At 53.4% G+C, this 12,829-nt stretch carries 9 protein-coding genes; 2 read left to right on the top strand and 7 right to left on the bottom strand.

Annotation, left to right across the window (positions count from 1 at the left end):
- The first annotated feature begins 329 nt into the window (after nucleotides 1-329).
- Complete coding sequence (locus tag ACMXD4_RS11465; RefSeq protein ID WP_319960829.1) at nucleotides 330-872, top strand: hypothetical protein; 543 nt, start codon at nucleotides 330-332, stop codon at nucleotides 870-872.
- Between the two features lie 326 nt (nucleotides 873-1,198).
- Here ACMXD4_RS11465 and ACMXD4_RS11460 read toward each other — a convergent pair whose 3' ends face one another.
- The 7 genes from ACMXD4_RS11460 to ACMXD4_RS11430 all read right to left on the bottom strand — a co-directional run bounded on the left by ACMXD4_RS11460 (nucleotide 1,199) and on the right by ACMXD4_RS11430 (nucleotide 10,347).
- Nucleotides 1,199-1,375, bottom strand: coding sequence for a hypothetical protein (locus tag ACMXD4_RS11460; protein WP_171695365.1), 177 nt, complete (start codon nucleotides 1,373-1,375; stop codon nucleotides 1,199-1,201).
- Nucleotides 1,376-1,581: 206 nt separating this feature from the next.
- A complete protein-coding gene (locus ACMXD4_RS11455; RefSeq protein ID WP_415878116.1) occupies nucleotides 1,582-2,562 on the bottom strand; it encodes a response regulator in 981 nt (326 codons plus the stop codon).
- A 3-nt stretch (nucleotides 2,563-2,565) separates the two neighbouring features.
- Complete coding sequence (locus ACMXD4_RS11450; RefSeq protein WP_415878115.1) at nucleotides 2,566-6,255, bottom strand: PAS domain S-box protein; 3,690 nt, start codon at nucleotides 6,253-6,255, stop codon at nucleotides 2,566-2,568.
- Nucleotides 6,256-6,525: 270 nt separating this feature from the next.
- Nucleotides 6,526-7,464 carry a peptidoglycan-binding protein gene (locus tag ACMXD4_RS11445; RefSeq protein ID WP_415878114.1) on the bottom strand — a complete coding sequence of 313 codons (939 nt, stop codon included), beginning with the start codon at nucleotides 7,462-7,464 and terminating at the stop codon, nucleotides 6,526-6,528.
- Between the two features lie 24 nt (nucleotides 7,465-7,488).
- Nucleotides 7,489-8,157, bottom strand: a complete 669-nt coding sequence (locus tag ACMXD4_RS11440) for a hypothetical protein (RefSeq protein WP_415878113.1) — start codon at nucleotides 8,155-8,157, stop codon at nucleotides 7,489-7,491.
- Nucleotides 8,154-9,500 carry a hypothetical protein gene (locus ACMXD4_RS11435; RefSeq protein WP_415878112.1) on the bottom strand — a complete coding sequence of 449 codons (1,347 nt, stop codon included), beginning with the start codon at nucleotides 9,498-9,500 and terminating at the stop codon, nucleotides 8,154-8,156. Before ACMXD4_RS11435 ends, ACMXD4_RS11440 begins: the two co-directional genes overlap by 4 nt.
- A 145-nt stretch (nucleotides 9,501-9,645) precedes the next feature.
- Nucleotides 9,646-10,347: a hypothetical protein gene (locus ACMXD4_RS11430; RefSeq protein WP_415878111.1), complete on the bottom strand. Its 702-nt coding sequence runs from the start codon at nucleotides 10,345-10,347 to the stop codon at nucleotides 9,646-9,648.
- Between the two features lie 465 nt (nucleotides 10,348-10,812).
- On the opposite strand from ACMXD4_RS11430, the gene ftsH reads away from it, so the two are divergent.
- Nucleotides 10,813-12,744 carry an ATP-dependent zinc metalloprotease FtsH gene (ftsH, locus tag ACMXD4_RS11425; protein WP_415878110.1) on the top strand — a complete coding sequence of 644 codons (1,932 nt, stop codon included), beginning with the start codon at nucleotides 10,813-10,815 and terminating at the stop codon, nucleotides 12,742-12,744.
- Nucleotides 12,745-12,829 lie beyond the last annotated feature (85 nt).

Here is a 12,829-nt window from a genome sequence, read left to right as displayed (position 1 = left end):
GCACTCTATTGATTCGGAAGTGCTTTTTTTGCACATGCGTGGTGCGCACCGGAATGGGGAGGCTCGCCGAGACATGCGGAAGAATTAGCGGTATTGCTAAGGTCGCGGGTCTGCGATGTAGGATTGGCCGGGCCGATATGAGCTTCCCGGTGGCTGGATAGGCATTTTGCCAGGTGTAAACCTGCCGGATAATGGCAATATTTCATTTAGGTGCACGAGCGAAGCAAATTGATACAATTCGTAGCAATGATGCTCGCCGTCTATGAAACAGAATAGGATGCAGCGAGTTTTAGGTAGACGAGTCAATCGAATTTAAGCTGGGGCGGATTATGAAATACATCGTAAAACAAATTGCCGATGACTTTATCTTTGAAGAAATGGAGCAGGCCAGGAAGCAGTTTGTCGAGGCGCTGAATTACACCATGGAAAGCGCTACGATATTTTTCGATAAAAATCCTACCAATCCGCTGGATTTTTTTATTGCCTACGATTTTCAGCAAAAGCACGGCGACCCGGTGGTGTATGGGTTTAATTTGCGGGATGAAATGATCCGAATTTTTAGTTTGGACGACAACAAAACCCATTCATCTCAATCAGCCCTGGCAATCAGCCAACAGCTAAAAAAACTGGCTGAGGAACTTGAAGAGCGTTACGACCCGGAACCGACCAAGACCATCGCCGAAACCCAAGAGAAAAAAGACAGACAATATGCCAGCAGCATCAATCGGTCTTACCGCGATGTACTCAGAGAAGCGCTAGAACACGACCGAGCCGAGCAATTGCGGAAAGCCGAGGCTGAGACTGCAGCGGCAGACGACGGCTATCAAAGGCATACGATTTTACTGGGCAGTAAGAGTGCGGCTAAATCCTAAGCCCGGTCCGTAAATATCGTCGCTCCCGCGCAGTCCGACATTCACGTGACAGCGCTTAGCTGCCACATCACACTGCTAAGCCAATTTCCGGCTGACAAGACCAAAACGGTATTTTGAAAACGCCAGACAAACTCACTGCGGATGCATTGATTAGAGAGGGACCCGCAGCAGGGTTAATGCCACTATTGAAACGTGTTTAAGCAACTGCTTTGCGCTTTGGAGTACCCAATACCCCATCAAACCAGAGAGGAACAGCCAATCCGCTGACTGTGCGTGGACTTGTCCTCACCGGTTCGAGTGTTGTGTTTGGCTAGTATGCTCTGCATTTACACCGACAACATCCAGCCGTTTGCATAAAAAATCTCAAACTCCCGGAACAGCACGAAGAATCTGCCGAATTTGATTTTGCCTGTCCCGGCTTCATTCAGATCGGCGACGGTGCCGTCGCCATACCAGTTACTGTGGATGACATCGCCGATTTGTATTTTTTCGTAGGTTTTCATGACGCGCCCCTGGTTATTTAATGACAAGCAGTACGCAGCATAAAAAATGCCAAAACTATCGAATTAAACGGGGTTTGGGGTAGCGGGCGGCCAAGCCTTGCAGGCTGCGGCCTGAGTGCGGAGAGTTTGATAGGGCCTGATACAGAAAAGCCGGTTTCCGACTGCGATCGTTACGGAAAATCGTCACCGATACGATATTTAGTAGCTTATTGGCCCCATGCGGCTTTCAGACGTAAGATTTCCGGCATTATCTCCAAAAACAAGGCCAGCAAGCGCGGATCGAAATGACTGCCGGCCATGCTTTGCATCGACTTTAAAGTCTCTTCCAGCGGCCACGGTTCTTTGTAGGGACGTTTCGTCGTCAAGGCATCGAACACGTCGGCAATCGCCACGATTCTGGCAGATTCCGGGATCGCCTCACCGGCCAAACCCAACGGATAGCCGCTGCCGTCCCATTTTTCGTGGTGATGGCGGGCGATTTCGGCGGCCATTTTGAAGACCGGATTGTCGCTTTTGTTCAGAATGTCGTAGCCGATTTGCGAATGCGATTGCATGATCGGCCATTCCTCTTCATTAAGCGCCCGTGCCGCTTTTAAAATGCCGTGCGGAATGCCGATTTTGCCGGTGTCATGGGTGGGCGCGGCCAATTCCATCATCGCAACTTGCGATGGCGTCCAACCGGCGGCGCGGGCCAGTGCCGCCGAATAGGCAGCCATGCGCCAGATGTGGTCGCCGGTGTACGGATCGTTATAGTGGCCGGCATCGCCGAGCATTTCGATGGCGGCGCGGGCGAGTTGGTCCAGCTCGTCTACTCGTACCAGCGATAAATGGGTTTGCACCCGGCGCAACACGATGGGGCCGGAGACCGGTTTTTGGATGTAATCGACCGCGCCGACATCGAAACCGCGCGCCTCGTTTTCCATTTCTCCCATCGCGGTAACGAAAATCACCGGGATTTTCGCGGTCAGCGGATCGGCTTTTAACTGCGTGCATACTTGGTAGCCGTCCATGTTCGGCATCATGATGTCCAGCAGAATAATGTCCGGTTGATGTTCCCGGGCGGCGGCCAAGGCTTTTTCGCCGTTGATGGCAAATAGCAGTTGAAAGTGGTCCTTGAGTATTTGCTGTAACACTTTTAAATTGTTCGGTTCGTCGTCGACCAGCAATACTTTGTAGCTGTCTTTCATGGCTTATTCCTTAAACGTGATCGCTAATTTATCCGCCAAGCGATTAACTTGGATTTTCGCGGCGTCGAAATCGAAACTATCCACTTCAAAACGGATGGCTTTCAGCTCGGTTTCGTCGAGAAACGCGCTAAGCCTTTGTAAAACCGGTTCGACGTGGTCAGGATTCAAGCTGTCCAGCGCGGTGTTTAATTGCTGTAAAAGGCTGCCGACCTGATCGGCATCGAAGGCTATTGCGGCGACGGCGACCGGTTTGCTCGGCAGTTTTAGTTGGTGTATGGCTGCAACAGCGGCGTTTAGCGCGGCGTCCAGCGTCTTGATCAATTCCTGGATATTTTGCAGGTCGCCGCTTTTGAATTGCGCGTCAACCTCGGTCGCCAGACCAGCGATAACGGTTAAGGCCAGATTGCCCGCCACGCCTTTTAACGCATGGGCGATGCGCCGGACCGCTTCCGGATTCTCCGGGTGCTCCTGTAAATTACGTAGTAATTTTCTGCCGTCCGCGCCATGTTGTTCGGCAAAATTTAGTAAGGCATCGGCATAAATCAGTGGGTCCAGCCAGGTTGCCAAACCTTTTTCGTAATCGGCGAAGCCCGTCAACGGCGTAAAGTCCACGGCAATTTTTACTGGTTCGGCAATATTCACGCCGGTGTTGGCAATGCCGTGCCCCTTGGGCACTAGCCGTTCCATCTGCGTTAATAAATCGTCGACATCGATGGGTTTGCCGACGATGGTGTCTATACCGGCATCCAGTGATTCACGGCGTTCATGGCTCAATACGCTGGCGGTCAGGGCCAGAATCGGGATATGGCTACCGCTGGCTTGTTCCAGTTTGCGAATTTGCCGGGTGGCGGCTATGCCATCCAGCACCGGCATTTGCAAGTCCATCAGAATCAAGTCGTAGTCACCGCTTCGAAAGGCGTCCACCGCTTCCTGGCCGTTTTTAACCCAGCTGACTTGATGGCCTTGTTGTTCCAAACGCAAGCGCGCCAAAGTGGCGTTGGCTTCTATGTCTTCCGCCAGCAATACCTTGAAGCGGCGCGGCGAAAAATAAGCCACGCTATGCACCGAGCTCACATCGTACAGGCAGTTTTCCGCGCTGGCTGATTCCGGCATATGCACGGTGAAATGAAACACCGAGCCGACCCCGGCTTGGCTTTCCACCCAAATACGACCGCCCATCATCTCGACAATTTGTTTGCTGATGGTGGTACCTAGACCGGTGCCGCCAAAGCGGCGGCTAGTGGTGGTATCCGCTTGCGAGAACGATTCGAAGATATGCTCGGTTTGTTCCTGGGTCATGCCTATGCCGGTATCGCTGATGGCAAAATGCAACATCTCTATGCCTTCCGCACGCTTGATCGTCACGCCTATGCTGCCGGTATCGGTAAACTTTACCGAGTTGCCGACCAGATTCAAAATCACTTGCCGTAAACGGTTCGGGTCGCCGACGAAATGGGTGGGCAGTCCGGCTTCTATCGCCAGATCGATACGCAAACCTTTTTCGGCGGCGCGTAAACCCATAATTTGCAGCGCTTCTTGCACCGCAAACGGCAGGTTGAAGCACACCGATTCCAACTCTACTTTGCCGGCTTCGATTTTGGAAAAATCCAGAATATCGTTAATCACACCCAGCAGATGCCGGCCGGAACTGAGGATGGTTTTGATGTGGCCGCGCGTATCGGCGGCCAGGTTTTGATCTTGCAAGGCCACTTCGGCAAAGCCGATCACGGTGTTCATGGGCGTGCGGATTTCGTGGCTCATATTGGCCAGAAAATTGGCCTTGGCTTTGGCGGCGGCCTCGGCTGCTTCCTTAGCCAGTCTGAGTTCCTGCTCGGCTTGTTTCTGCAGGCTTATGTCGGAAATAAAGCCGACAAATAGGTGCCGGCCCTCCGAGATAATGCCGTGCCCCACCGCCAAATTGGCCGGAAAGCGGCTGCCGTCTTTGCGTTGGGCGATGACTTCCCGCTCTATGCCGAGAATTTTGGCCTGATGGGTGGCTAAAAAATGCTGGATGTAACTGTCGTGCGCGGAGGCATCCGGTTCCGGCATTAGTAGCGAGACATTCTTACCGACGATCTCGGCGCTGCTCCAGCCGAACAGTTTTTCGGCGGCCGGATTGAACATCCGAATCAGCCCGCTGCTGTCGATGGAAATCACGCCATTCACGGCGGTTTGCACAATCGCTTTGACCTCGGTGGTGGCCATCGCTACAAGTTCTTCCAGGTGCTCGCGGTATTTCAGCAGCTCGGCTTCCGCTGCCTTGCGTTCGGTAATGTCGGTGATGGAGCCTACCATACGTACCGGCCGACCTTCGGCATCACGCAAGGCGTCGCCGCGATCCAGCACCCAGCGGTAGCTGCCGTCTTTGTGCCGCAGACGCAGTTCGGTAGTGTAACGCTCGTTATGTTCCAAGTGTTTGCGAAACGCTTCACTGGCGCGGGCTTTGTCATCGGGGTGGATTAATTCGAAGAAAATCGATTCCACGTTCGGCAATTCGCCGTCGGCATAACCCAGAATCTTGTTCCAGCGCGGTGATAAGTAGTATTCGTGATGCACGATGTCCCAGTCCCAGATACCGTCGTTAACAGCCCGCTCGGCAAGCATATAGCGTTCCTCGCTGGTACGCAGGGCGTGGGTGCGTTCGGCGATTTTCGCTTCCAAATTATGTTGGGCATCCGCCAGTGCATCGGTCATGTGATTGAAGGAGTTGGCCAATTCGGCGATTTCATCCAGACCTCGGACTTCTGCTCGCACCGACAAGTCGCCGTCGCGAATGCGTCGGGCGGTACAGGTCAGGCGCGAGATGGGCCGGACGATACGCCGGGCCAGGGCGTTGGCGATTATCGTCGTCAAGCCGACAAAAACCAGCACGGTGAGCAGCATTTGTTTTTCCAGGCGCTGAATGGGGGCCAGCGCCTCGGCCTGTTCGATATGCGCCATGATGCAGCCGCCGCCGATTTCCGGAATCGTACGGAAACCATGAATGACGGCACGCTCCCGGTAATCGCTGACCATCATTTCCGCGTTTTTCAGGGCCAGGCAGCTTTGCATGGGTTGCGCAGCGATAGCATGGCTATGGTCTTGTCGGCTGGCATAGCGCGGCTGGGTCACGAAAAAGCCTCTGCTGTCGGCCAGGAAAGATTCGCCGGATTTGCCCAAATCGGGGTGAGCCGTAAAAATACTTTGAATCAGGCTAACCGGATAGCTGATCAACAATTGCCAGGGCAGTTTGGCATCTTTGGCAATCACATAATAAAAACGTGGCTGGTCCGGAACCGGTTTGCTGAAGTCGGCCAGTTGTCCGGCTTGAAAATTTTTTAGGTCAGAAAGCGCTACCGGCTGCTCGCCGACGCTGACCGTGCCCGATTCGGAGTCGAGCCGGAAAAACACCGCGCCGGCAGCGCCTTCGGTGAGTAAATAGTCGTTTATGAAATCAGTGGCACAAGCGCGGTTCAATTGCTCCGCCGCCACGCATTTCATTAGCACCTCGGCCAGGAAGGCGTGGGCGCGGGTGTCGGCACGTGCCAGTACCAGTTTGAGTTGTTCATGGCGGTTATCCGCGACGCGGCTGACAATATTAAAGCGATCCGTGCGGATATTGTCGATGGCAAACCGATAGGCCATGTAACCGACCGATAAAGTCGGCAACAGGATCAGCAGCAACAGCAGGGCAATCAGGCGTTTTTGCAGCATGTTGGGCCTCCATGTCGGCAAGCAGGTCAGCCGACTTTATGCCATGGATGGTGGCGATGCGGCAATATCTTACGCCAGTCGACACTCACATAACGCTAAGATTCCTCGGGGTAGGGAATTGTCAAACTGCGGTGGGAAGGGCGTCTCGGAACCGTAGAGCCCATTTTGTGATTGATCCATACCTAAAAGTCACCGCTCCCGCGCCAGCGGGAGCAATAGATTCGCTCAGCGGCCTAACGGCTCCTAATTTTGCGGAGTAAGCCGTGAAGCTTATTTGCGCAAGGCATAAAAAAAACTACACTCGGGCGCGCCGCCGTTACTCTCGAAAAACACAAAACAATCGTTAAACCATTTCACAAAACGGTCGGCGTGTTCGGCGCTGCCGATCGGATATTGGCGCATTTTCCAGCGATTGCGCGCCGAGTCGTTACGATAGATGCCGCCTGCGTTGTAAGCGCATGCGACCTTGGGAGGATCGAAATGGGTTTGCTTCCATTGTCCGGCGATGTAGGCGGTGCCGGCCTGAATCGAATTGCTGGGGACTAATAGCCAGGCTTTGTCGATGTCGTCTTTATTCAAGGCGGCACGGGCGGTGGAAATCAAAGTCTGCATCAAGCCCGGCGAAATTTTGTGTGGCGTGCGCACTTCGTCAATTAAGCCGGGTTCCTCTCGGACGGCGTTTTGATTGCCGGACGATTCAGTGCAAATGGTGGCGATGATCAGCTCCACCGGCACTTTCAACTCGGTAGACCAATGCGTCAACGCACTACCGTACTGGCTCCACACTTTGCCTACCGTTTTCGGCTCGCCGCCGGTGCCTATTGGGGTATCGTCGCTGCCTACCAATAACCCTTGATCGGTCAATTGCCAGGTCACGCTGTCCTGATAAGCATGCCGGGTTTTTAACTCGTCGAGTAAATCTTGGCCGATAACCGTGCTGCCGGCATCGTTAGCGGCGGGACGTTGCATATTCGGAGAACTGTCGTCCTGGAATAAACTGCTCCAGGTTAGCGGGCCGACGATGCCGTCGCTGTCCAAGCCGTGGCTGCTTTGATACGCCACCACGGCTGCGGAGGTTTTGGCACCGAATAATCCGTCGGGCTGGCCGACACCGTTTATTTGCAGGCTTTTTAAGCGCGTCTGTACTTCCAACACATCGCGGCCGCGCAGCATAGGCAGTTGAAATTTAAGTGGGCGACTGAATGCCATGACCGGCTCCTATCCGCTAAAGGCTTATGGGCAGCCGGGAATCGAAGCTTTGATTCCGGCGATGTCGTTTAACAAGCGCCGGTGATAATCGGCGTAGCGGCTTTGGCCAGCCTGCGCGGCAGCTTGGTTCTCGTTTTGTTGTAATTGTTTCAGCGCTTGGCAACTGCCGGTATCGTCGATTTGAAAACGAATCGCTGCCAACTCGGCGTTATGCAGAAAAAAGGTGGCGGCGGGTTTTAAGTCGCCGGGCGCTTGCAGAAATTCGCGGGCACAAGCGTGTAACTTTTGGTTGTAAGGCTTAGCAGCGGCTGTGCTGGTCTGTTCGCTACGCAGTGAGCGCAACGACTCGCACCAGTTTTCGAAATACTGGGCGCGTTGCCCGACGATAGCCTCGGCCGCAGCCCAATCCGTTGTCAAATGTATGCCTTGTTCGAGTTGCTCTGCTGCGCATTGATAATTTTTGATGCTGTCGGTGTTTTGTTTAGCTAGCCGGTAACAGGCGTCGCCTTTCAGCAGATGCAATTGGTTACAGGTCTCGTCGTCGGCTTTGCAATCGACTTCCGCCTCCGCTATTTCGTGCCAATTATTTTCATCAGCGGCTTCTTTGAAGTTTTTCAATTGCCGGGTCGCGCAGCCGGAGGCTAACAAAACCGTTGCTAATAGCGGTATGACTATTTTCAGATTCGGCCTCATGACGCTTGGCCCTCGAGGATTTTGTTAATCATGCCGGAGACCGGTTTGTCCTCCGCTTGCAGCTTCTCGGTCACCACAATCAAGCTATCCAGGTCCTTTAATGCATCGGGGTTTTGGTGCAGTTTGTCCACGGCTTGCAACACCGATTCGTAACCGCCGGTGCTGCCGAACATCGCCGGGTCGCGGGCTAGGATCAAAGACTTCAATTCCCGGTCGGCAGCGGTGCGATGGAATTCGTCCAGGCCTTCTTCAAATTGCTGTAGCGTCGTAAAGCCGCCCAGTTCGGCATATTTTTCGAATAATGCCGCCGAATCGGCATTGCCGATAAAGTCGTTGACCGCGTCTTTCATAAACTTGGGGTTTTCCATCTGCGCCTGAAACGCGGCACGAAATAACGGGCTTTGTCGCAGCAACATAAAGCCGGTGTTGTCGTCGACCGGCTCCAGCGTCAAACCGGCCGCCGGTGAGAAGGGCATGTGTAAAATCCGGGCTTTCCATTTTTGATAATAAATACCAGTCAGTTTCACGGTGCCGGCCACCACGGCGGCGATCAACGCAGCAGGCGGCATGAAGGTCCCCAGCGTGGCGCCGAAGGTTTTTACCGCGCTGCCGAGGATGTCTGTCAACGGCCCATCCTGGTCCAGCGCGGTTTGCGTGTCGGTGACCGCGTGCAGCGCATCTTCGATTTTACCTTCGCCCATCAGGCCCTTGGCGACATTTACGCCTTTTTCGACTTTGTTCGCCAGATCGACGTATTTGCCGCCAATTTCCTTGGGCAGCAAACCGGCCACGGTGCGCGCCATGTCGATACCGCTGCTGACGGTTTCCAGCATGGAGCCGGTTTTGGATTGCTGTTGTTGGCTGACCGCTGCGTCGCGTTGCGTGGTTGCTTCATGGGCTTGCTGCAATGCGGCGCTTTCCGAATCGCGATTCTGGCCGCGTGCGCCGAAGTAAAAGCCGATGATGGTGCCGAGGATGCCACCCAATACGTCCGGAAACTGATTGTTCGGCAAGGCCAAAAACAACATTGAGGCCGTGACGATCAGCATCGCGATCACACCGCGTATCGTGCCCTCCGGCAGGCCGGCCGGACTTTGAAAAAACAGCGCCAGTTGTTTTTCGCGGGTGCAGGTTTCCAGAAAGGTTTTTTGCAGATGCCGCAAATACAGTAAAAAAGCGAGCACAACCACCGCCAAGATGCCCAGCGTAATCAAAAAATGAATCGATAGTGCGATGGGTTTTTCCTCGCCGTTAACGGCCGCAGTTTGCGCGGCAACGGCGAGCGGGAGCAGGCTTAGCGCGGCGTAAGCCAGGGCTTTGTGTCGAAATGTCGGTTTATGCATAAGTCCGTCTTTTGGGTAACGATCTCGTTGATCGATTAAGGTCTCTAATTAGGCTTGCCGCGCGGATGAATACCCGCTCTATCCGCCGGTCTAGGATTCGTTCTATGCGCCTCTTGCCGTCTTTTGATGTGTCAATGACGATATTTTATTCTATAGACTCGGTCTCGGGTAATTGCTGCGCCGGTTTTTTGATACGAGTGACCGGGGAAGTCCATATGGGGTGACGGCGCTCCTGGCGGTAATAGGTTTCGTAAAGTGCTTGATAAACCATTTCGGAGGCGGCCCAACGTTCCTTGCAAAAACTGGAAAGCATTAATCCTGAAACGCCGCCGCATACCCATCCCAGTAATAACAACTTCTCAATAAACAAGACCACAGTAAAAATGGCCAAAATCAAAGTCAGGCTGCGCGCTAATTTGGATTGCAATTGCAACGCCTCCACCTTGGCCACCACGGGGTTGTCGTTGTCCCTAAGCCTATCCAAGGCTTCGTGATATTGACTCAACAACGGGTCGTTGGTGGTTAAAGCCAGATTTTGCGCGCGCCGATACCAACTATCCGTTTTCAAGCGTTTACGGTTCCGATACAAATAATCGTAAGCGGTATTCAGTATGTCGTGCGACAAGCGTTTGACGATAAGGGAGATCGCCAGTGTCAGCAGCAGAAAAATTAACGCACCGGCCGTGCTGGCGGCAAACGGGTCAGGCAAATGCTGCAGTGCAGGGTGAATTTGTTCGCGGTAGTTAAAGAATACTGCTACCAACGTAGCGGACGGCAGAGCGATGCCGACTTGTTCGACCGGGTCTGTGAAAAGTTTGCCGATCAGCGTATTGAGCGGGTTTGACATTTTGTCCCTCCTTCTAAGTTGGGAAAAATGAGTTGCGGGACGCGCTGCGCCCGGTTGCTTTGACCTTTGGTCATTAGATAGCAAACGCAGCGAAACAGCAACTCAATTGATGAACCCATTATGCCGACATTGGCTTGTATGAGGATGTACGTAAATACCCAAGCTTTGGATGCATTTTTCACTTTGCGAACAGCAAAAAATAGTGCATTGGACCTGAAATCATTAACCCGCGTCTCAAATGCCGGCGTTCGCTTGAAGCTGGGGGCTATCGGTAGTTAAAAACTGGATTTCCGTATATTCAAGAAAATATTTCCGGCTCAGTGCATTTGCTTACTCGCTAAAAACCGGTAAAACTGGAGTACAGTGAACAAACAAAAGAGGCCTAAACCGAAATCCCCACCTTGACTTGAATGGCGGATTAGGGACCCTGCAATGGCCTCGATAACTACAAGAGGGGAGTGCGTCATGATAGACCAGCAAAAACTAACCGAGCTTTATCAGACTTTTGTTAAATGGTTATGCGTGTTTTGGGCGTGGCTCAAATCGACGTGGCAAAGCCTATCCAAACCTAAACCGGGTACCGACCAGCCCGACGGCAGTGAGCCTAAGCGTTCACCGGTATGGTTATACGTGCTGTTGGGGATTTTTGTAATGTCGCTATTCGCCGGCGGCGAACGCATCCAGGGCCAGGAAATTCCCTATAGCCAGTTCTTAACCCTGGTTAACGACAATAAAGTCGAAAACGCCGTGGTTACCCAGCGATTCATCAACGGCACATTAAAAGAAGAAGACAAAAAAATCGGTAAGCATTTCTTCACCGTGCCGCTATGGGACGAGTCACTGGTTAAAAATCTGCAAGAGCATAAAGTCGAATATGTGGTCAGAAGCGGCGATAACTGGCTGAGCAATTTGCTGTTCAACTGGGTGATTCCCATCGCGATATTTGCCGGTATCTGGATGTGGCTATTGCCGAAAATGACCGGCGGCGCAGGGCGCGGCTTTCTGAACTTGGGTAATAAAATCCGCATTCAGCAGGAAACCTCCAAAACCACTTTCGACGACGTGGCCGGCGCGGAAAGCGCGAAGCAGGAATTGAAGGAAACCATCGAGTTTTTAAAATCCCCGGAAAAACTGCAAAAACTGGGTGGAAGGATGCCGAAAGGCGTGTTGCTGGTCGGCTCGCCCGGTACAGGCAAAACCCTGTTGGCGCGTGCGGTGTCCGGCGAAGCCGGGGTGCCGTTTTTTAACATCAGCGCCTCGGAATTTATCGAGATGTTTGTCGGTATCGGCGCGGCCCGGGTGCGGGATTTGTTCGAACAAGCTCGGCAAAAAGCCCCGTGCATCATCTTCATCGACGAACTGGACGCGATTGGCCGCTCGCGCGGCGGCCCGGCGATCATGGGAGGCAACGACGAGCGCGAGCAAACTTTGAATCAACTTTTGACGGAAATGGACGGCTTCGACGCCACTTCCGGCGTAGTGGTGATGGCAGCCACCAACAGGCCGGAAATCCTGGATAAAGCTTTGCTGCGTGCCGGCCGCTTCGACAGGCAAATTGTGGTGGATAAACCCGACCTGATCGACCGGGTGGCTATCCTGAAATTGCACAGCAAAGCCATGCAATTGGACAAAGATATCGACTTAAACACGGTTGCTAAACGCACACCCGGTTTCGTCGGCGCCGATCTGTCCAACATCGCCAACGAAGCGGCGATATTGGCTGCGCGCGGCGGCCGCGACACCGTCAACATCGCGGATTTCGAAGCCGCCATCGATAGAGTGATGGCCGGACCGGAAAAGAAAAACCGCATTCTCGGCCCGGACGAAAAGCGCCGAGTGGCTTATCACGAAGCCGGTCACGCACTCGTGGCGGAAAACGTGCCTACCGGGCAGCCGGTGCATAAAATCTCCATCATCCCGCGCGGCGTCTCTGCGCTGGGGTTTACGTTGCAATTGCCGGTTGAGGAAAAATATCTGTCCACCGAAAACGAGTTAAAAGATCAACTGGCTATTTTGCTCGCAGGTCGCGTCGCCGAACAATTGGCCTTGCAAAGCGTCTCCACCGGCGCCCAAAACGACCTGGAAAAAGCCAGCGAAATTGCCCGCAACATGGTTTGCTATCTGGGTATGAGCAAAAAACTGGGGCCGCAAATTTACGGCCAACGCCAGCAATTGCAATTCTTGCCTGGCGACGTCAACGAGCAACGCAACTACAGCGAAGAAACCGCCCGAGTCGTCGATGCTGAAATCAAAGCCTTGATCGAAGACGCAGAACGCCGCGCGCAAAAGATATTAAGCGAGAAACGCGGTTATTTGGATAAGTTGGCCGAGCTGTTACAGGAGAAAGAGGTGATTCAGCGGGAGGAGATGGTGGCGTTGATTGGCGGCGGTAAGTAAATCGCCGCACTTAAAACATCCCGTCACTCCCGCAAAAGCGGGAATCCAGAAATGTTCCCAAAAGCCCATGTTGGACCAATATTGG

Origin of the sequence: Methylomonas sp. TEB (assembly GCF_047777895.1) — a bacterium.
Lineage (GTDB): Bacteria > Pseudomonadota > Gammaproteobacteria > Methylococcales > Methylomonadaceae > Methylomonas.
The sequence above is the reverse complement of the archived record's forward strand: the minus strand, read 5'-3'. Positions and strand labels throughout refer to the sequence as shown.